This window comes from Inquilinus limosus DSM 16000 (assembly GCF_000423185.1).
Lineage (GTDB): Bacteria > Pseudomonadota > Alphaproteobacteria > DSM-16000 > Inquilinaceae > Inquilinus > Inquilinus limosus.
The window spans coordinates 1-19,883 of record NZ_AUHM01000019.1 but is presented as its reverse complement, the minus strand read 5'-3'; the positions used below and the strand labels follow the sequence as shown (position 1 = coordinate 19,883).

The 19,883-nt window shown below is 72.1% G+C and carries 19 protein-coding genes; 6 read left to right on the top strand and 13 right to left on the bottom strand.

The annotated features are described in order from the left end of the window. Window positions 1-97: 97 nt before the first annotated feature. Window positions 98-1,156 carry a bile acid:sodium symporter family protein gene (locus G537_RS38435; protein WP_064742160.1) on the bottom strand — a complete coding sequence of 353 codons (1,059 nt, stop codon included), beginning with the start codon at window positions 1,154-1,156 and terminating at the stop codon, window positions 98-100. Between the two features lie 138 nt (window positions 1,157-1,294). Beyond that, on the bottom strand, window positions 1,295-1,783 hold the full coding sequence (locus G537_RS0117205) for a class I SAM-dependent methyltransferase (RefSeq protein WP_034852051.1): 489 nt from the start codon (window positions 1,781-1,783) through the stop codon (window positions 1,295-1,297). Window positions 1,784-1,928: 145 nt separating this feature from the next. Between G537_RS0117205 and G537_RS0117200 the strand changes: the two genes are divergently transcribed. After that, on the top strand, window positions 1,929-3,548 hold the full coding sequence (locus G537_RS0117200; protein ID WP_026871177.1) for an OpgD/OpgG family glucan biosynthesis protein: 1,620 nt from the start codon (window positions 1,929-1,931) through the stop codon (window positions 3,546-3,548). Between the two features lie 21 nt (window positions 3,549-3,569). On the opposite strand, the gene G537_RS0117195 is transcribed toward G537_RS0117200, so the two are convergent. Together G537_RS0117195 and G537_RS38430 are read right to left on the bottom strand one after the other, a co-directional pair. Then, entirely contained in the window at window positions 3,570-4,241 is a 672-nt protein-coding gene (locus tag G537_RS0117195) for a hypothetical protein (protein ID WP_155888637.1), read from the bottom strand. An 11-nt stretch (window positions 4,242-4,252) separates the two neighbouring features. Beyond that, on the bottom strand, window positions 4,253-4,765 hold the full coding sequence (locus tag G537_RS38430) for an RNA polymerase sigma factor (RefSeq protein ID WP_245579044.1): 513 nt from the start codon (window positions 4,763-4,765) through the stop codon (window positions 4,253-4,255). Between G537_RS38430 and G537_RS43685 the strand changes: the two genes are divergently transcribed. Beyond that, window positions 4,719-6,080, top strand: a complete 1,362-nt coding sequence (locus G537_RS43685; RefSeq protein WP_211230420.1) for a hypothetical protein — start codon at window positions 4,719-4,721, stop codon at window positions 6,078-6,080. The two genes, G537_RS38430 and G537_RS43685, sit on opposite strands and share 47 nt — an antisense overlap. Window positions 6,081-6,119: 39 nt before the next feature. On the opposite strand, the gene G537_RS0117180 is transcribed toward G537_RS43685, so the two are convergent. The 3 genes from G537_RS0117180 to G537_RS0117170 all read right to left on the bottom strand — a co-directional run bounded on the left by G537_RS0117180 (window position 6,120) and on the right by G537_RS0117170 (window position 7,835). Then, window positions 6,120-6,572 carry an anti-virulence regulator CigR family protein gene (locus G537_RS0117180; protein WP_026871175.1) on the bottom strand — a complete coding sequence of 151 codons (453 nt, stop codon included), beginning with the start codon at window positions 6,570-6,572 and terminating at the stop codon, window positions 6,120-6,122. Between the two features lie 73 nt (window positions 6,573-6,645). Then, on the bottom strand, window positions 6,646-6,960 hold the full coding sequence (locus G537_RS38420; protein WP_034852048.1) for a hypothetical protein: 315 nt from the start codon (window positions 6,958-6,960) through the stop codon (window positions 6,646-6,648). Between the two features lie 86 nt (window positions 6,961-7,046). Further along, a complete protein-coding gene (locus G537_RS0117170) occupies window positions 7,047-7,835 on the bottom strand; it encodes an aldolase (protein ID WP_026871174.1) in 789 nt (262 codons plus the stop codon). A 129-nt stretch (window positions 7,836-7,964) separates the two neighbouring features. Between G537_RS0117170 and G537_RS0117165 the strand changes: the two genes are divergently transcribed. Then, window positions 7,965-8,798 carry an AraC family transcriptional regulator gene (locus G537_RS0117165; RefSeq protein WP_026871173.1) on the top strand — a complete coding sequence of 278 codons (834 nt, stop codon included), beginning with the start codon at window positions 7,965-7,967 and terminating at the stop codon, window positions 8,796-8,798. Here the strand turns inward: G537_RS0117165 and G537_RS38415 are convergent. The 5 genes from G537_RS38415 to G537_RS0117140 form a co-directional block, all read right to left on the bottom strand. Further along, window positions 8,729-9,508 (bottom strand): helix-turn-helix transcriptional regulator, encoded by a 780-nt coding sequence (locus G537_RS38415; protein ID WP_051248513.1) that lies wholly within the window; start codon window positions 9,506-9,508, stop codon window positions 8,729-8,731. The two genes, G537_RS0117165 and G537_RS38415, sit on opposite strands and share 70 nt — an antisense overlap. 142 nt (window positions 9,509-9,650) lie before the next feature. Then, window positions 9,651-12,308, bottom strand: a complete 2,658-nt coding sequence (locus tag G537_RS0117155) for an ATP-binding protein (protein ID WP_026871172.1) — start codon at window positions 12,306-12,308, stop codon at window positions 9,651-9,653. Between the two features lie 91 nt (window positions 12,309-12,399). Then, window positions 12,400-13,020 (bottom strand): LysE family translocator, encoded by a 621-nt coding sequence (locus G537_RS0117150; RefSeq protein ID WP_051248512.1) that lies wholly within the window; start codon window positions 13,018-13,020, stop codon window positions 12,400-12,402. Window positions 13,021-13,182: 162 nt separating this feature from the next. Then, window positions 13,183-13,728: a hypothetical protein gene (locus tag G537_RS0117145; protein WP_155888635.1), complete on the bottom strand. Its 546-nt coding sequence runs from the start codon at window positions 13,726-13,728 to the stop codon at window positions 13,183-13,185. 218 nt (window positions 13,729-13,946) lie between these two features. Next, window positions 13,947-14,522: a hypothetical protein gene (locus tag G537_RS0117140; protein WP_026871169.1), complete on the bottom strand. Its 576-nt coding sequence runs from the start codon at window positions 14,520-14,522 to the stop codon at window positions 13,947-13,949. A gap of 170 nt (window positions 14,523-14,692) precedes the next feature. Here G537_RS0117140 and G537_RS0117135 point away from each other — a divergent pair, with 170 nt between their 5' ends. Together G537_RS0117135 and G537_RS0117130 are read left to right on the top strand one after the other, a co-directional pair. Beyond that, window positions 14,693-16,123 (top strand): hypothetical protein, encoded by a 1,431-nt coding sequence (locus tag G537_RS0117135; RefSeq protein ID WP_026871168.1) that lies wholly within the window; start codon window positions 14,693-14,695, stop codon window positions 16,121-16,123. A gap of 107 nt (window positions 16,124-16,230) precedes the next feature. Continuing rightward, a complete protein-coding gene (locus G537_RS0117130; RefSeq protein ID WP_026871167.1) occupies window positions 16,231-17,889 on the top strand; it encodes an NAD+ synthase in 1,659 nt (552 codons plus the stop codon). 38 nt (window positions 17,890-17,927) lie between these two features. On the opposite strand, the gene G537_RS0117125 is transcribed toward G537_RS0117130, so the two are convergent. Further along, a complete protein-coding gene (locus G537_RS0117125) occupies window positions 17,928-18,260 on the bottom strand; it encodes a four-helix bundle copper-binding protein (RefSeq protein WP_026871166.1) in 333 nt (110 codons plus the stop codon). Between the two features lie 574 nt (window positions 18,261-18,834). Between G537_RS0117125 and G537_RS0117115 the strand changes: the two genes are divergently transcribed. Further along, the gene (locus tag G537_RS0117115) at window positions 18,835-19,641 is read left to right on the top strand and encodes a sulfite exporter TauE/SafE family protein (RefSeq protein ID WP_026871165.1); all 807 of its coding nucleotides are present in this window, start codon (window positions 18,835-18,837) and stop codon (window positions 19,639-19,641) included. Window positions 19,642-19,883 lie beyond the last annotated feature (242 nt).

Below are 19,883 nucleotides of genomic sequence, written 5' to 3'. Positions count from 1 at the left end.
CCTTGGGGAGAGGGAGGGGTCCGACGCCGAAGGCGGCGGGAGGGTGAGGGGGATTAAGGCCGTGCCGCTGAGCAGCCCTATGGCTGAATAACTCGGTTCACGCCGCCCGTGCCGTCTGGCTGCGCGCCGGCTTTTCCTTCTCCTTCTCCGCCTTGCGGGCCTCGCGCACCTCCGCATCGGTCATCGGGCGGGCGGCGAGGCGGCCGGCGATGACGCTGACCGCCATCAGCTGGAAGAAGTGGAACACCATCACCGGCGCCAGCACCAGGCCGAGCTGCGGCGAGGTGCCGAACATCAGCCGGGCCAGCGGCACGCCGGTGGCCAGCGACTTCTTCGAGCCGCAGAAGGTGGCGGCGATGGTGTCGGGCAGGTCGAAGCCGACCAGGCGGCAGACGCCCCACATCACGGCGAAGGCGATGCCGAACAGCAGCACCACGCCGCCGACGATCTCGACCAGCACGATCGGGTCCTGCTGCGACCAGATGCCGGACGCCATCGAATCGGCGAAGGAGCCGTAGACGATTGCCAGGATGATGACCCGGTCGGCCATCTTGATCCGGGCATAGTGGCGGTTGGCCCAGGCGGCGAGCAGGGGCCGCACCAGCTGGCCGAGGACGATCGGCAGCACCACCAGCAGCGCCACCTTCAGCAGCACCGGGCCGATCGGCATCGGCGCGCCCTGGCTGTGGGTGTACCAGGCCATCAGCAGCGGCGTGATCGCGACGCCCAGCAGGCTGGACAGGGTGGCGTTGAAGATCGAGGCGGGCAGGTTGCCGCGCGCCAGCGAGGTCATCGCCACCGAGGAGGAGATGGTCGACGGCAGGGCCGCCAGGAAGAAGAAGCCCAGCAGCAGGTCCGGCTGGATCCAGTCCTCGCCCAGCTCGCCCACCCCCAGCACCAGGGCCGGGAACAGGATGAAGGTGCCGGCGGTGGCCACCAGGTGCAGCCGCCAATGCGATGCGCCGGCCTTCATCTTCTCCGGCGCCAGGGTCAGGCCGTAGAGGAAGAAGACGACCGAGACGCCGTAGGTCGAGATCCAGTCCCAGTGCAGGGGGCCGCCCGTGAGGCCCGGTGTGGGCCAGAGACACGCCGCAAGGGCGACGAGGGGAAGGGCGATCATGAACCAGTCGGGCTTAGCCCGGCGTGCCTTGCTCATCACTCACTCGCGTCTTGCTCGGGTGACCCGTGCATTCCGTATACAAGATAGGAAGGGATCCGCCCGGACCACCCCCGATCCGGCATGGGTGTGTTGCAGTGCGGGATGATGCCGCAGATGCGAAGGATGGCGCGGGCGTCAGCCCACGCGCCATAGGAAATAGGGCCAACCCTCGGTGTCGAAGGGCAGGGCGGTCCAGCGCGCCGCCTGCATCGGCCGGTCGCTGATGATGATGCCGCCGGGCGCCATCAGCCGGTCGATCAGCCCGGCCAGCCAGCCGGCCTGGGCGGCGTCGCGGGCGCGATCCTCGCTGCCGAAATCGGCATGGGCCAGGGCCGCCGGGACCCACGGGGCCCGGCCGGAGAAGGCGGGCAGGGTGTCGCGGAAATCGCCCAGCACCAGGTCGGCGCCGGCCGGGGCGGCGTCCGGCGGCGCATGCAGGTCGCGGTCGAAGGCGACGATCTCGCGCTCCGGGAACAGCTTGCGCAGATGGCTGTAGGTGCGGCCCTTGCCCAGGCCGATCTCCAGCACCGGGCCGGGCAGGCCGCGGATCTCCTCCGCCGCCCGCTCCAGCGCCCGGCGCTGGGTGACGAGGCGGGCGATCATGCGGTCGAGGCGGCTGTCCATCGGATCCTCCATGGGGATTCGTCATCTACGCCGCGATCGGCGGCCTTGCAAAGGGCCGGGCTTTGCGTCCCGCCGCTCGGCTTGGTAAGGAAGGCGCGCGTTCCCGGCCGGCCGGGAGATTGCAGCGAAAGGACCGACCAGAATCATGCTCGACCGCCGCACCTTGCTGAAGCTGGCCGCCGCCACCCAGATGTTCGGGATGTTCGGAGGCGCCTCCGCCCTTGCGGCGCCGCCGGCCGGGCTGCGCTACGGCGAGGCCGGCCCGTTCTCCTTTGACTGGCTGAAGGGCCGTGCGCGGGCGCTGGCGGCCGAAGCCTACGTCTCGCCGCCGCGGCCGAACCCGGAGATCGTGCAGGCGATCGACTACGACGCCCACGGCAAGCTGAAGTACAAGCCGGACTACGCCCTGTACGGCGACGGCCAGCCCGGCGCCTATCCGATCACCTTCCAGCATGTCGGCCGGTTCTTCCCGAAGACCGTGAAGATGCATGCGGTCGACCCCGCCGCCGGCACCGCGCGCGAGATCCTGTACGATCCGGAATACTTCACGGTCGGCGCCGACAGCCCGGCCGCCAAGCTGCCCTCCGAGCCCTCGGCCTTCGCCGGCTTCTGGATCCAGGAGGCGAAGGACGGCAAGAGCGACTGGAAGAAGGAGGAGCCCTGGGTGGCCTTCCTCGGCGCTTCCTATTTCCGCGCCAAGGGCGAGCTCGGCCAGGTCGGGCTGTCGGCCCGCGGCATCACCATCACCCCGGGCTCGGGCGGGCCGGAGGAGTTCCCGGACTTCACCTCCTACTGGTTCGAGCCGGCCAATTCCGACGCCGACGCGGTGACGGTCTACGCCCTGCTGGACGGCCCCAGCCTGACCGGCGCCTACCGGTTCCTGATGCGGCGCACCGCCGGCGTGGTGATGGATGTCGAGACCACGCTGTTCCTGCGCCAGCCGATCGAGCGCCTCGGCGTCGCGCCGCTGACCTCGATGTACTGGTATTCCGAGACGGTGAAGAAGACCGCGATCGACTGGCGGCCGGAGGTGCATGACAGCGACGGGCTGGCGATCTGGACCGGCGGCGGCGAGCACATCTGGCGGCCGCTGAACAACCCGGCGCGGATCGTCGTGTCCAGCTTCATCGACCAGTCGCCGAAGGGCTTCGGCCTGCTGCAGCGCGACCGCAACTTCGACCATTACGAGGACGGCGTGCGCTACCACCTGCGCCCCTCCGCCTGGGTCGAGCCGCTGGGCGACTGGGGCCGCGGCGCGGTGCAGCTGGTCGAGCTGCCGACCGACGACGAGATCCACGACAACATCGTCGCCTACTGGCACCCGGAGGCGCCGACCAAGGCGGGCGACGAGCTGCCCTTCGCCTACCGCATCCACTGGATGGCGGACGAGCCGTACCCGACGTCGCTGGCCCGGGTGGTGGCGACGCGCCTCGGCCGCGGCGGCCAGCCCGGCCAGCCGCGCCCCGAAGGCGTGCGCAAGTTCATGGTCGAGTTCCTCGGCGGCCCGCTCACCGACCTGCCCTTCGGGGTGAAGCCGGAGCCGGTGCTGTGGGCCTCGCGCGGCACCTTCTCCTCCTACATTCTCATGGAGGCGGTGCCGGACGACGTGCCGGGCCATTGGCGGGTCCAGTTCGACCTGGCGGTGGACGGCGACGACCCGGTCGAGATGCGGCTGTTCCTCAAGGCCGGCGATCAGGTGGCGTCCGAGACCTGGCTGTTCCAGTACCGGCCCTTCGTGTCCGACGCCCGGCCGGTGGGGAATTAGCCGGCCGGCGCGGCGGCCGGGTTACAGCGCCTGGCCGCCGTCCGGCTGGCCGCCCTCTTCCGGCCACCACAGGCGCCAGTCGCGCTGGCCCACCCGGCAGGCGATGCCGCCGCCGACGCTCCGGCCGTCCGGTCCCTCGATCGCCTCGGTGAACTCGCGGCAGAACCGGCCGGTGCCGTCGATGAAGGTGGAGACCGGCCGGACCCGCCCCGCGACCGCGCCGTCGCCGCTGCGCCAGGGCATCTCGACACCGTTCGGCGAACGCTCCAGCACATCGGCCCGGCCGCTCGTGATCGCCGTCCGCGCCGCCACCCGCTGCTGCTCCGCCACCTCGATGCGCGCGACCCGGCTCTCCAGCCCATCGATCACGCGCAGCGCGGTCCAGCCGCCGGCACCGGCGGCGACCAGCGCGACCGCGGCCGCGATCGCGCCCAACCACCGGGCCGCCGGGCGGCGGCGCCGGATCGACGGCGATGCAGCCACCGCGGGGGCCAGCAGCGCCGCCAGGGATTGCGGGGTCGGTTCTTCCACCGGGCGGAACGCGGCGGAGAGCAGGGTCGAGACCTCGCGCTCCCGCCGCAGCGCTGCGGCCAGGGCCGGGTCGCGGGCCAGGGCCGCGCCGACGAGGCGGCGGCGCTCCGGCTCCAGCTCGCCATCCGCATAGCCCGCGATCCAATCGGTGTCGATCGTCACGGTCGTCTCCATCAGCGGGGCGCCGTCGCGGCCACGACGCCGACCACGCGCCGCGACAGCAGGTGATGCAGCGCCTGGCGGCCGCGGTGCAGCCGGCTCATCACTGTGCCGACCGGCACCTCCAGCGCCTCCGCCGCGGCAGCGTAGCTGAGGCCGCCGGCCGAGACCAGCAGCAGGACGCTGCGCTGCTCCTCGGGCAGGCGGTCGATGGCGCGCTGCACCGCGGCCAGCATCAGGGTGGCCTCGACCTCGGCCTCGGCGTCGCCGCCCGGCAGCGTGTCCGGATCGATCGGCTCGGCCCCGTCGCCGCGGCGGCGCCCAGCCCGCAGCCGGTCGAGATGCAGGTTGTAGGCGATGCGGAAGATCCAGCCCTGCATCGTGCCGTTGGCGCCGGCCTGATGCGCCCGCTCCAGCGCCCGTTCGCAGGTCGCCTGCAGCAGGTCGTCCCCCTCGGGGGCGGAGCCGGCGAGCGCTCGGGTGAAGGCGCGCAGCCGCGGCAGCGATGCCAGCAGCGCTCCCTTCACGCGTTCGGCCGGATCGGACATCCCGTCACCATTCTGCCGCTGTTGCGATTCATCCATCCGGCCTATTAACGCACAATGGGGCGGTCCGGTCCGGGCAGGAAGCCGGATTTTGCGAAATCGCCCGGAATGGTGGCGGCCCCTCAGGCGTCTCATGGATGATAAGCGGGCCGTCGCGGCTCGTTCCGACACCACGGTTCTGGAGTTCCCGATGCGTATCCGCCCTGCTGCAGCACTGCCCCTCGTGGCGGCCTTGCTCTACGCGACGGGCGCGACGGCGGCCGTCTGGGAGGATCTCGCGACCATCTCGAAGCCGCAGTTCATCACCGTCAGGGACAATGGCGGCGGCAACGGCGGCGGGAATGGGGGCGGGAACGGCGGCAGAGGTGGTGACCGCGGCGGGGGCAATGGCGGCGGAAACGGCAACGGGGGCGGCAAGGGCGGCGACAGCGGCGGCAAAGGAGGCAGCGGCGGCAACGGGAACGGCGGCGACAGCGGCGGCAAAGGAGGCAGCGGGAACAACGGAAACAACGGCGGCGGCGGGAACGGCGGCGGCAGCGGCGGCAAGGGAAACAGCGGGAACAACGGGAACGGCGGCGGCAGCGGGAACGCCGGCGACAGCGGCGGCAAAGGAGGCAGCGGGAACAACGGGAACGGCGGCGGCAGCGGGAACGCCGGCGACAGCGGCGGCAAGGGAGGCAGCGGGAACAACGGCGGCAACGGGAACGGCGGCAACGGCGGCAAGGGCAACAGCGGGAACGGGAACGGGAACGGCAACGGCAGCGGGAACGGCGGCGGCAATGGCAACGGTGGCGGCAACGGCAATGCCGCGGGCGATGCCGACGACAGCCCTGGCAACAGCGGCAAGACCAAAGCCAGTCAGGTGCCCGGCAAGACCGACACCATCTCGCTCGACGACGACACCACCGCGGCGCTGATCGGCTCCGGCTGGTCGCCGACCGTCGGCAACGGGCCGTTCCGCACTCATGGCCAGCGCGTCTCCACCATGGTCAGCCTGGCCAGGGAACTGGGCTACGGCGCCAGCGTCGGCGCCATGCAGGCCAATTTCGGCACGCCGCAGGAGACGGGCATCCGCACCCTGCAGGAGCGGATCGCCGCGCTCAAGGCCGACCCGACCGCGGATCCGGACATGATCGACGCGCTCGAGGCGCAGCTCGACGACCGGATCCAGCAGGTCAAGCCCGGCACCGGGCCGACCGGCGATTGGGAGACGGTCAATCTGGATGTCGACGGGAACGGGGTGGTCGACGATCGCGACCTGGATCTCGCCCGCCAGGGCTTCCGCCCGTTCGACTGACGGAACGGCCGCCGGCGGTCCTGAACCGCCGGCGCGTCCTCAGTTCGTCAGGATGTCGATGATGATCCCGGTGGCGATCGCCGCCAGCACGATATCGCTTCCGACCATGTAATATTCATGGCCGTCATAGCGGGGCAGGCGCGCCAGCAGGTCCGGCGGCAGGGTCCGCTTGGCGATGCCCGGGGGCAGCGGCTTGCCTCGCGCGAGGTTGCGGGCGATGCCGGGCGGCAGCGCCTGGGCGCGCGGCCAGCCGCCATAGTAGTTCACGATCACGTCCCGGTCCCGCGGCGAGAACAGCGCCGCAGGGCGGGCATCGCCCTGGCCGTGGATCTTGCCCTGGCCGGGGGCGCCGCCCGGATTGCCGGGCACGACGACGGTCTGCTTCTTGCCGTGCCCCTGACCCTGGCCGTGCCCCTGGCCCTGGCCATGGGGCGGGGCCGCCATCGCCATGGTGCCCGCCGCCGACAGGCCGAGCGCGGCGGCCGCGATCAAAAGGGTCCGGACCCTGGAGGTCCGGGGCTCTCGTGTGTGCAAGGTCGTCATCCTCGTGTGGCGCGCGGTCGCGTCAGTCGAAGCGCAGCGGGATGTTGATGCTGATGCCCGGGGTCGGGGCGACGTAGTAGGGCGGCGGCTCGACATAGACCGGCGCCGGCCGGCGGTAATGGTAGTAGGGCCGCCCGTAATAGCCGTAATACGGCCGCTCGTAGACCACGACGGGCGGCCGCGGCCGCGCATAGACGATGCCCGGGCCGTGATAGGGCCGGGCCCAGGGCGGCCCGCCCCCGTGCCAGGGCTTGTGATGGGCCAGCGCCGGGCCGGCGGTCGCCAGCACCGCCAGGGCGGCCAGCGCGGGCACGAGGATGCGACGTCTGATGCTCATCTCGAAACGATCCCCTTCGCGGGCATCCGATCAGGCGGACGCCCCTCAGACCATGGACGGCCGGGCCGGGCGGTCTATTCCATCGATCATGCTGCGAAGCCGGGATCCTGCCGCATCAGCACGCGCTTGATGCTCTCGAGGTGCAGCCGGGCGCTCTCCGGGTCGCCCTCGCGCATCTGCCGGCAGGTCCGCCAGGCGATCTCGGCCGGCACCGGGCGCAGCGGCCGCCCGGTGCTCAGCGCCTTGACCTGCACCTCGGCCGCGCGCTCGAGGTAGTAGAGGTCGTCCCAGGCCTCGGCGATGGTCGGGCCGCACACCATCACGCCGTGGTTGCGCAGGAACACCACATCGGCGTCGCCCAGCGTCGCCGCGATCCGGTCGCCTTCGGCCTCGTCCAGGGCCAGGCCGTTATAGGCGTCGTCCACCGCGGTGCGGCCGTAGAACTTCAGCGCCGTCTGCCCGGCCCAGGCCAGCGGCTCGCCCTCGACCATGCTCAGCGCCGTGGCGTTGGGCATGTGGGTGTGGAACGCCGCCCGGACGCGCGGCACCTGCTTGTGCAGCCGGGCATGGATGTAGAAGGCCGTCGCCTCCGGCTTGCCGTCGCCGTCGACGACGTTGCCGTGGAAGTCGCAGACCAAGAGGCTTGAGGCCGTGACGTCGCCGAAGGCCAGGCCGTAGGGGTTGACCAGGAACAGGTCGTCCCGGCCGGGCACCATGGCCGAGAAATGGTTGCAGATCCCTTCCTCCAGCCCCAGCCGCGCGGCCATGCGGAAGCAGGCGGCCAGGTCGATCCGGGCCTGGCGCAGCGCCGCCCAGTCGATCTCGCCGATGTTCGACAGCCGGGACGGGTCGGCGGCGTGCAGCTCATGGGCCATGGCGGGTCGTCCTGTGCGGGCAGCGGGAAGATGGCGCATCCTTCAACAGCCGGCCCGGAGGCGCAATCGCGATCAAACGGGCGGCATCCGCCATCGGCACAGTGCCGGCGAACGCAGCGGGAGAAGGGCATGGGCGCGGTCGAGCGGGCGGTCTGGTACATCGAGAACCGGTTCTCGGCGGAGGTGACGCTCGACGCGATCGCCGAGGCCGCCGGGGTGTCCCGGTTCCATCTGTGCCGGCTGTTCGGCGTGGCCACCGGCCGCTCGGTGATGCGCTATGTCCGCGGCCGCCGCCTGACCGAGGCGGCCCGGGCCCTGGCGGCCGGCGCCTCCGACATCCTGGCGGTGGCGCTCGACGCCGGCTACGGCTCCCACGAGGCATTCACCCGGGCCTTCCGCGACCAGTTCGGGCTGACGCCGGAGCAGGTGCGCGGCCAGGGCCATGTCGACAACCTCGCGCTGGTGGAGCCGATCCGGATGGACGACACGCTGATCATCGACCTCGAGGCGCCGCGCTTCGAGACGGGCAAGACCCTGCTGGTGGCCGGGCTGGGCGGCCGCTACACCTTCGAGACCAACGAAGGCATCCCGGCGCTGTGGCAGCGCTTCGGGCCGCAGATCGGCCATGTGCCGAACCAGCTCGGCGACGCCACCTACGGCGTCTGCTGCAACGCCGACGACGCGGGCAATTTCGACTACATCGCCGGGGTCGAGGTCGCGAGCTTCGACGAGCTGCCGGCGGAGTTCGCGCGGGTGCGCATCCCGGCGCAGCGCTACGCGGTGTTCAGCCACCGCGGCCACATCTCCCGCATCCGGGCGACGCATTACACGATCTGGACCCGCTGGCTGCCGCAGTCGGGCCACGCCTTCGCCGACGCGCCGAACTTCGAGCGCTACAGCGGCGATTTCGATCCGTGGACGGGCACCGGCCTGGTCGAGATCTGGATGCCGCTCAAAGGCTGATCCGACCCCAGCCGGCCGCATTGCGTCAGCAGCCGGGCCAGCTCCGCCTGGCGGCGGGTGCCGGTCTTCTCGAAGATGCGGGTTAGGTGGGTCCGGGCGGTGCTGGGCGCGATCGCCAGGCGCTCGGCGACGGCCTGCAGCCCGTCGCCGCGGCTGATCTCGGCGGCGAAGACGGCCTCGGCCGCGGTCAGGCCGAACATCTCCTGCAGCAGCGCCGGGGCCGGCCCGTCCGCCGCGCCGGGATCCATGACGAAGAGGGCGACCCAGGGCGCCGTTGGGCCGCGATCGGCGTCGCGGCGCACCGGGATCACGGTGACCAGCAGCGGCGGCGATCCGGACGGGCGCGACAGCCGCAGCCGGGCTCCCCCCGCCGCGGCCGCGGCGATCGCCTGCCGCAGCCTGGCGGTCTCCTCCGGATGGGCCGCGGTGATGCCGAACGGCGTGGCGAACAGCCCGTCCTTCCGGGCCGCGATGGCCTCGGCGCGCCGGTTCAGCCGGATCGGCCGGGCCGAGGCATCGGCGATGATCACGCCGAGATCGAGCCAGTCCAGCAGGTCCTCGATGGCGGCGCCCGCGTCCCGGCCGGACCGGTTCGGCGCGCCCGGCCCGCCCGCATCGTCGTCGACGTCGCGGCCCGACAGGGCGGCGGCCAGGCCGGGAGCCATGGTCAGGGAATAGTCCAGATCCGCAGCGGCATCGATGCCCGTCATCGCCAGTGCCTCCGTGCTCGACGCGTTGTCCGCCCTGCGTCGAGATTGGCAGAGTCCGGGGGCGGAGCCGCGAGGCACACCCTAGGCGCCGCGGAACCGCTGCGCTTCGGGGCGGATGCCCAATTTTCGCGGGGGCGACTACCTAGTTTTCGCCGACGGACAGCAGCCAGGGCTCGCTGTGCAGGCGCAGCAGCACATCCATCCGGCTGCTGGCGTTCAGCTTGCCCAGCACCGCCGAGACATGGTGCTCGACCGTGCGGGGGGACCGCACCAGCCGGCGGGCGATGTCCCGGTTGCCCATGCCCTCGGCGAGCAGCTGCAGCACCTGCAGCTCGCGCCGGGTCAGGCCCAGCGGGTGGCGGCGGGCGACCGCATAGGGGCCGCGCCGCGCCTTCGGCAGCTGGTCGGCGACCCCCAGGCTCTGCGCGGTCCGGCGGGCCAGCAGGGCGGCGGGGCGGGCCTCGATCTCCTCCAGCATCGCCACGGCGCGGGCCAGGGCCGGCCCTGCCTCCGCGCCGCGGACCTGGGTCAGGGCCAGGGCCGCCTCATAGGGCAGGCCCAGCCGCGTCCACTCCGCCGCGGCCGCCAGTGGATCGCCGGACAGCTCCGCCGCCCGCGGCCTCGGGGCCCGTGCCGTCGCCGGCGGCAGAGGGGCCGCCATGCCGCAGCGGCGCCACCAGACCGCGAGCTCGCCGAGCACCCAGGGATCGAAGCTGTCGAGGTCCATCGCCGCCACCGCCGCGAGCTGCTCGTGACCGGCGCCGGGCTCGCCCGCCAGCCACGCCGCCTCGGTCAGCGCCAGGCGGACGGGCGCGATGAAATGCAGGTCCTCGGTCTCCAGCGCATGCTTCAGCGCCTGCTGCAGCAGGGCCGGGGCATCCGGCTCGCCCAGCCGCAGGCGCACCTTGCCCAGCACGATCAGGGCCGGGAGCCGGATCACCGGCGCCGTCTGCTGCAGGCCGACGACGCCGCCGGCGATCGACTCCGCCTCGCGGAGGCGGCCCTGCTCCAGGCGAAGCCGCGCCTGCCAGCCGATCTGGTAATGGGTCCAGGAATCGAGGTCGTGCCGGATCAGGAAGGCCAGCCCCTCCGCCGTGACCCGCTCGGCCAGGGCGAAGTCCTTGAACGCGACCGCGTATTCGGTGAAGTTCATATAGGCCCGCGCGGCGTGCTCGTGGAACCCGTGCTCCAGGGCCAGGGCCAGGCTCTCCTCCATCATCTCCCGCCCGCCCGGGCGGTCGACGAACAGCAGCGCGGTGGCGACGTTGTTGAGCGCGTGGATCCGCGTCTCGACATCGCCCAGCCGGTCGGCCAGGTCGATGGCGCGCCGGCCCCACTCGACCGCCGCGTCGACATGGCTCTGCTGCATGTGCAGCTGCGACCGCACGCTGCAGGCCATCGCCAGCTCCGGCCCGGGGGGCAGGCGTTCCAGTTCGCGGATCGCCTCGTCGACGCAGGCGCCGGCCTGCCGCACCTCGCCGCGCGACCACAGCAGTCGCGCCAGGGCCCGCAGGTTGAGGCCGACCTTGTCCATGCGGCCCAGCTTGCGCCACAGCGCGACGGCGTTCTGCCGCGCCTCGATCACCGTGTCGTCGATGCGCAGCGCCAGGGCGGCCTCGTTGGCCCAGTCCTCGTAGAGCTGCGCCGCCACGGCCTTCGGCGCCCGGTCGACATAGCGCAGCGCGGTCGCCAGATGGGCGGCGGCCTGGTGGTGCGCACCCAGGCGCGAGGCCTGCGCCGCGGCCTGCGGCGCCAGGGCCAGCACGCGCTCGCCGTCATCCGCGGCGGCGGCATGATGCACCTGGCGCGGCAGCAGCGCGATCGCCTGCCGGGCGGGGGCGTCGGCCATCGCCGCCTCGACCCGGGCGTGCAGCGATTGCTGGGCGGCCGGGGACAGCTGGTCGAGCGTGGCCAGCCGCGCCAGCTCGTGGCGGAAGCCCACGGCGCCCTGGTCGTCGCGCAGCAGCATGCCGCGGGCGATGCAGCGGTCGATCGCGGTGTCGGCCCGGGCGCCCAGCAGGGCTCGCGCCAGCCAGGGCTCGACGCTGCCGGGCACGATGCTGATCACCTCCAGCGCCTCACGCTCCTCCGGCGCCAGCCGGGACAGCCGCGACCATACCGCGTCGCGAACCGAGGCCGGGATGCTGCCCGGCGCCGTGTCCTGGCTGGCCAGCAGCTCGGTCACGAAGAAGGGGTTGCCGGCGGTGATCCGGTGCAGGTCGGCGGCGGAACGGCCGGCCTGCCGCGCCAGCGCGGCGACCGCCTCGGGCGACAGCGGCTGCATGGCGATGCGCGCGGCGGTGGCCGGCAGGTCGCCCAGCACCTGCCGCAGCGGATGGTCGGGGCCGGTCTCCTCGCTGCGGTAGCTCAGCACCAGCAGGGCCCGCAGCACCGGCATGCGGCGCCCGAGATACTTCACCAGGTCCAGCGTCGCATTGTCGGCCCAATGCACGTCCTCGAACACGAGGACGGTGGTCTCCGGCACCTCCTGCAGCGTGTTCAGCAGGGCCGGGAACAGGCGCTCCGGCGCGGCCGTCTGGTCCAGCAGCGCCGCAACGCGGGGGCCCAGGCCGTGCGCCATGTCCTGCAGCGGGCCCAGCGCGCGCGGCGTGAACAGCGCCTCGGACCCGCCCCACAGCACGCGGTGGCCGGGGCCGAGGCGGCGCGCGAACTCCTGCAGCAGGGCGGTCTTGCCGATCCCCGCCTCGCCGCTCAGCACGACGGTGCCGCCCTGGCCGGCCGCGGCCCGTCGGGCCAGGCCCAGCAGGCGCTCAAGCGGCTCCTCGCGCTCGATCAGCATGAAAACGGCAGCTCCCTGTCCCCTGGGGAGAGTTTCAGGCGAAAGGATCAGGGAAACAAGGGCTTCCGTCCGATTTCTGCGACGACCCCGGTCAGCCCTGCAGCATCGACGCGCCCATCCCCACCAGGGCGCCGCCGAACAGCCGGTTGCACAGCCGGGCGCGGCTCGGTTCCTGCAGCCAGCGCCGCAGCGCATGGGCGGCGACGGCGTTCAGCAGGATGCCGAGGAAGCTGATCGCGGTGAAGCTGGCGGCCAGCAGCGACAGCTGCGGCGTCGCCGGCAGGGCGGGATCGATGAATTGCGGGAAGAAGGCCGGGAAGAACAGCAGCGTCTTCGGGTTGGTGGCCGAGATCAGGAAGCCCTTCCAGAACCGCGCCCCGACCGGGACGGCGCCGCCGGCCTCGACCGTCATGCCGCCGCGGGCGCGCCATTGCTGGACGCCGAGATGGACCAGGTAGAGGGCGCCGGCCCAGCGCAGCAGGTCGAACCACTGGCCCAGCAGCGCCAGGAACGAACCGATGCCGACCACGGCCAGCGCCGCCTGGATGGCGATCGCCAGGGTCGCGCCCGCCACCGTCGTCACCGTGCGCACCCAGCCCAGGGCCAGGGCGTGCGACAGCGCCAGGATGTTCACCGGCCCGGGCGTGACGCCGAGGATCAGCGCGGTGACGAGGAAGGTGCCGTACAGGTGCCAGTTGATGGCCCAGGCCATGGTGCAAGCTCGGGGGAGCCGGATCGCAGCCGGGCGGCCGTCCCCGGGCCGCCGCGGCGAGTCGGATAATATTGTTGCGTGACGTAACATAATTACCCGGCCGTCGAGGCCTGCCGTCGCGGGAGGGGAGGCATGCGAATTTGCATGGAGGCATTAGGAACTTCATCCGATGCTTCGCGTTCCGGGCGCGATGCCTTCGGGGAGGGGAACAGCATGAGCCTGGCGCCGCTGCGTCGTGGAGAGGGAGTGCGGGCGCCGCAGCTCGGCGGTCGGGAAGAGGCGGCATTCGCCTCGGCGGTCAGCTGGGCGAAGGCGCACAAGCCGGTCCCGGCGGAGCGGGCGCGGCAGATCGACGAATGGATCCGGGACAAGGTCAAGGACCACACGCTGCGCTTCTGGATGGACGACGGTGCCGAGACCGCGGCGAAGGCGCTGCGGGGCGACAGCGACCTCGGCGGGCTGACGGCGGCGGAGCAGGTCCGGCTGGTCGACCGGGTGCTGCGCAAATGGCAGGGCGACGGCGCCGCCTCGGCGCGCGACCTGGCCGGGCGGGTGCGCGGCGACCGGGACCTGGCCCGGCTGGTGGCGCAGCGGCTGGTCGCGCGCTCGGTCGATCTGCAGGCCGGCCATCGCGGCGACGAGAAGCTGGACCCCGAGCTGACCGCCGCCCGGACCTTCGCTGAGGCGGCGCTGCTGGCGCTGGGCCACGACCCGGCGCGGCCGGACTACACGGCGGAGCTGGACACGGCCGGGCTGCAGGACCTGGTCGGGTCGCTGCCGCGGGACCAGGCCTCGGCCTTCGCCGCGATGCTGGCGCATCAGCCGCGGGCGCTGGCCTCGGCGGTGTCGGCGGTGGCCTGTGCTCCGGCGGGGGAGGCGCGGGATGCCTTCGCCCTCAGCGCCTTCGCCCTGGCGCGGGAGCAGACCTATTTCGAGGCGCCGGGCCTGGCCCGGGACATGGGGCAGACGCTCGCCGCCGCGCTCGGCCAGCCGGAGGAGGGGCGGCGGCTGGGCGACATCCTGGCGACGCCGGAGGGCCGCAGGCTGCTGGTGGAGCAGTTGCCCTTCCCGCAGCAGGGCAGGACCACGCCGGAGGCGCGGGGCCGGGTGCTGGCGCTGGTGCTGCAGCAGCGCGGGATCACGGCGGAGGTGCTGCAGCGGTCGCCGGGCGGCGACCCGTGGGCGTCGCCTTCGGTGGCGAAGCCGATGGCGCAGGCGGCGGCGGACCAGGCGCTGCAGGCCTCGGCCGGGAACAGCCGCGGGATGGAGCTGGCGGGGGCGGAGACGCTGGAAAGCCGGGTCGGCCGGGCGCTGGGGCTGGAGCACAGGGACGAGGACGGCAAGGGCATCGACAGGATCGCCGCGGCGATCCGGGAGCAGGGCGGCGCCGACGCCAGGGTGACGGTGCTGCCGGTGCAGTTCTCCAGCGCCGAGACGGGGGCGGTGACGCTGCCGCTGTTCCGGGTCGAGGGCCGGGACGGAACGGTGCGCTTCGTCGACAACCAGGGCGGCCGCTACGCCGATTTCGCGGCCTGGACGCGCGAGAGCCGGCTGCCGCCCGGCGGCATGACCTATCCACGCGACGGCGAGCTGCGCGAAGAGGGCGGGCACGCGGTGCTGGACAGCGGCCACGCCGCGGACGCCGGACAGCGTCGGCGAGCATGTCGAGCAGGTGCTGGACAAGGCGGCGCTGTTCGGCGGGGTGGTGGCGGGCGGGGCGATGGTGTTCGGCTCGGGCGGCACGCTGGCCCCGGCGGTGGCGGCGGGGGCCGGGGCGTGGTTCGCCTGGCGCGGCGGCCAGGAGCTGGGCGCGCTGGAGGAGCGGGGCCTCGACCGGTGGGACAATCCGGAATACCGCATGGCGTGGTTCAACACGGCGGCGGGCGGGGCCAGCGTGCTGCCCTTCGGCCGCCTGGCCTATCTGGCGCAGACCGGCAGGGCGGCGGAGGCCGGCGGGCTCTGGACGGGCCTCAACCGTGCGGCGGTGGCGGCGGACGGCGCCGCCGCGGCCAACAGCGGCTACACCCTGGCGGCCGATTGGGACGAGCTCTCCCCCGGCCAGCGCCTGGAGATGGGCCTCGGCCTCGCCCTCTGGGGCGGCCTGACGCTGGCGGTGGGCCGGTCCGGCCGGGCGTCGACGGCCGGCCGGACCGCCGCCGCGGAGGAGGGGCCGCAGGTCCCGCTCGATCCCGTGTCTCCGCCGCCGTCGCGCGGAGGCTGGGAGGCCGAGGCGGCCCGGGAGATCCGGAGCCTGGAGGGCGGCGGCACGGAGCTTCACTTCGTCGATCTCCGCCAGGTGAACCGGGACGGCGAGGGCGTGCTCACGGACGGGACGGCGGTATCGCCGCACGAGCTGGTGATCCGGACGGACAACGGGGCCCGCCGGGAGGAGCCGATCGTCCTCAACATGTCCGATTCCGCGGCAGGAGGCCGGCCATTCGCCCAGAGCCTCGCCGACACCGCCCAGGCCTCGGTCTATCTGCGGCAGGAGGCCGGCGGCTGGACGGTGCTCCGGCCCGCGAAGACAACGCAGGGCTGGTCGGTCGAGCTGGAGGGGCGGGTGCTCTACCGGGTGGAGCCGGACGGCACCCGGCAGCGGATCGAGTCCGTGGAGGACCATCTCGGGCCCCGGATCGGCGCCGGTCTCTACAAGACCGCCTTCTCCTTCGGGGACAAGGCGGTGGTCGTCATCCGGGATGGCAATCCCGTTCCCGGCTACAAGGAGATCGAGATGCTCAACCGGCTGGCGGCGGAAGGGATCCCGGTCGCGCGGCCGCTCGGGCTGGTGCAGGTGGACGGCCGTCCCGCGCTGCTGTTCGACCGCTATGTGGCCAACAGCCGGGGCAGGCTCGATCACGAGGGGAACATCGTCGACACCGTCGATCTGAACGAGAACAGCGTCGCCAGCCTGCGGCGGATCCGGGACACGATGCTAGAGAAGAAGATCGCGGTCGAGGATCTGCAGTTCCTGGTGAAGGAGGACGGCAGCTTCGTCGTCGCCGACCCTCGGGAGATCCATCCGGGCTTCGCCCCGTCCTGGGAGCAGGTGGCCGAGCTCGACCGGTTCATCGCCGCGATCGAGACGAAGCTCCGCCGCGAATGAGACGATCGTCTTGATTTTCTCAGTATGAGAATTAACTTCGAGGCAGCACCTTCAAGCCGGCGCGGTCGGCTGCTAGGGTGCCCCGACCGTCATCCGTGGACCCCGTCATGACCGATCGTCTCGTCATCGCCCTCGCCCAACTGAACCCGACGCTCGGCGACGTGCGCGGCAACATCGACAAGCTGCGCCGTGCGCGCGACGAGGCGCGCGCGGCCGGCGCCGACCTGCTGCTGGGCAGCGAGCTGGTGGTCAGCGGCTACCCGCCCGAGGACTTGGTGATGAAGCCCTTCTTCATCGACGCGGTGGAGGAGGGGGTGCGCGAGCTCGCGGCCGAGACCACCGAGGGGCCGGCGCTGCTGATCGGCTCGCCCTGGCGCGACGGCGGCAAGGTCTACAACGCCGTGCTGCTGCTGGACGGCGGCAAGGTCGCGGCGACCCGGTTCAAGCACGACCTGCCGAATTACGGCGTGTTCGACGAGAAGCGGGTCTTCGCCGCCGGACCGATGCCGGGGCCGATCCCGTTCCGCGGCGTGCGCCTCGGTGTGCCGATCTGCGAGGACATCTGGACCGGCGACGTGGTCGAATGCCTGCAGGAGACGGGGGCGGAGCTGCTGCTGGTGCCGAACGGCAGCCCCTACGAGGCCGGCAAGGCCGAACAGCGGCTGCAGATCGTGCTGAACCGGGTGACCGAGAGCGGCCTGGCCATGGCCTATCTCAACCAGGTCGGCGGCCAGGACGAGCTGGTGTTCGACGGCGCCTCCTTCGTCATCGGCCGGAACGGTGCCCTGCGGCGCCAGCTGCCCTCCTTCCGCGAGCATGTCGCGATCACCGAATGGGTGCGCGGGCCGGAGGGCTGGGACTGCGTCGAGGGCGAGCGCATCGCCCCGCCGGAGGGCGTCGAAGCGATCTACGGCGCGATGATGCTAGGCCTCAGAGATTACGTGAATAAGAACCGCTTTCCCGGTGTTCTGATTGGACTTTCCGGCGGCATCGACTCTGCGCTGTCGGCCGCCGTCGCGGTCGATGCGCTGGGCGCCGACCGGGTCCATTGCGTGATGCTGCCCTCGCCCTACACCAGCCGCGACAGCCTGGAGGACGCCGAGGCCTGCGCCCGGGCCCTCGGCGTCCGCCTCGACAGCATCTCGATCGAGCCGGCGATGCAGGCCTTCGGCACCATGCTGGCGCCGCTGTTCGAGGGCACGGCGCCCGACATCACCGAGGAGAACATCCAGTCCCGCGCCCGCGGCGTCACCCTGATGGCGCTGTCGAACAAGTTCGGCAAGATGGTGCTGACCACCGGCAACAAATCCGAGATGTCCGTGGGTTACGCCACGTTGTACGGCGACATGTGCGGCGGCTATTCGGTGCTGAAGGACGTCTACAAGACCACGGTCTACGAGGCGTCGCGCTGGCGCAACCAAGTGCATCCGGACGGCGCCATGGGTCCGGCCGGCCGGGTGATCCCGGAGCGGATCATCACCAAGGCGCCGACGGCGGAGCTGAAGCCGAACCAGACCGACCAGGACACGCTGCCGCCCTATGACGAGCTCGACGACATCCTCAACTGCCTGGTGGAGGAGGAGCTGGGCGTCGACGAGATCGTCGCCCGCGGCCACGACCGGGCCACGGTGGCGCGGGTGTGGCGCCTGCTCGACCGCGCCGAATACAAGCGCCGCCAAGCCCCGCCGGGCGTCAAGCTGACCCGCCGCAACTTCGGCCGCGACCGGCGCTACCCGATCACCAACTCGACGCTGAGCCTGATCTGAAGGGAAGGGGCGGCGGCGGTGCCGCCGCCCCCATCCGATCAGGCCGCCATCTTCCGGCACGAGGCCGCGCAGCGGCGGCAGGCGTCGACGCAGTCCTGCATGTCGCCGATCCGCTCGCAGTCGGTGGCGCAGGCATCGCAGATCTCCGCGCAGGCGCCGCAGACGCGGCGGTGGTGCTCGGTTCCGGTCAGCATGACATGGGCGGCCGCGCGGCAGATCTCCGCGCAGGCGGCCATCAGCCTGAAATGGGCGGGCTCGACATGCTGCCCGCCGGCTTCGAGGCAATGCAGCATCGCGGTCGACAGGCAGGTCTGGTAGCACCGGGTGCAGTCGTCGATGCAGGACCGGATGTCGGTGGACAGCTGATGCATGGGAAGGCTCCGTGTCTCGAGGTTCCGCCGGGCCGGGCTCATGCGGCATCGGGCCGGGCCGGCCGTGGCGGTCGAAAAGGGGGACGACGGCTGGGCGGCCTCAGCGTGGAGGGGGAGTCGGCCTGTCCAGGTCGATGCCCGCCCCGGCGGTGACGAGAGGATAGGGCGGGGCTATGGCTGCGCTGGCCGGCGGACCCACCGCCGGAACGCTGGCCGGCAAGGCCGGGACGCACAACATCCCGCAGCACGGCGCCTGGTGGCGGCCGGGATGGTGATCGGCGGCCACGGCGCCGGGCCCCTCCGCCGCCGTCACGCAGGACTCGTCGCCGGGCCGGAATTCCACCGCGAGCGTCGCCGCAGGCCCCAGGCCGAACGCCAGGGACGCGGCCAGGCACAAAGCCGCGACCAGTCGGCGCAACAGGAGTCCGGCGGAGCGTTCCACGATAGCCTCGCCAGTCGATTTCCACCGGACAACAGGACGACCGGACGATCGGTTCAGTGCTCAGGTCGACTCGCAGTGATGGCGATATGAGCGCGCTTGTGCCGATGCGTTATGTCCGGATAACTATATCGCATGGACCCGCATCAGCCCGTAGCAGTTCGACGCAGCCTCCCGGCCGGCTTTCTCGGGGGCGCGGCGATCGGAACGCTCGGCGGGCTGATCGGATTGGGCGGCGCCGAATTCCGGCTGCCCCTCCTGATCGGCCTGTTCCGTTTCGTCGCGCTGGAGGCGGTCATCCTCAACAAGGCCATGAGCCTTGTCGTCGTCGCCTCGGCGCTGCTGTTCAGGACGCGGGCTGTTCCGGCCGACGAGGTGCTGTCCCACTGGCCGGTGATCGTCAACCTCCTGGCGGGCAGCCTTCTCGGCGCATGGTTCGGTGCGGGCTGGGCGACCCGCCTGCGCTCGGAAACCCTCTACAGGGTGATCGCTGCCCTGCTGGTGGCCATCGCCGCCGTGTTGCTGCTCGAGCACCGGATCACGGGTGGCGCGGCGCTGTTCAGTGGCCCGGCGCAGCTTGTTGCGGGTGTCGTCGCCGGCTTCGGCATCGGCGTCTTCGCGGCCATCCTCGGGGTCGCCGGGGGTGAACTTCTTATCCCGACCCTGGTGCTGCTGTTCGGGGCGGACATCAAGCTTGCCGGAAGCCTGTCCCTCGCGGTGAGCCTGCCGACGATGCCGGTCGGGTTCGCGCGCTACAGCCGCGACCGGAGCTTCGGTGTCCTCGGCCGCAATCGGCCGTTCGTGCTGATGATGGCGGCCGGTTCCGTCGCCGGCAGCTATGTCGGCGGCCTGTTGCTGGGCGTGGTGCCGGGCGCGGTTCTGCTGCCGATCCTCGCGGCGATCCTGATCGTTTCGGCCGTGAAGGTCTGGCAGCACGGGTAGACGGACGGCCTCCGCGATCCGTCCGTTGCCGCCCGCACCGCCCAGCGTCGGTCGAGTTAACGCAATGTTCATTGCTTAACTGCGCACGCCTCGTTCATGATATGTTCCATGAACGCTGTGCCGCCCGATCTCGACATCCAGGCGTACTGCCGCGGCCTCGCGCTGCAGCAGGTCGAGATGCTCTCGCGTCTCGCCGAGATCGGCATGCGGCTGGCCGAAGGCGCCGGCGCCCGCGCCCTCGC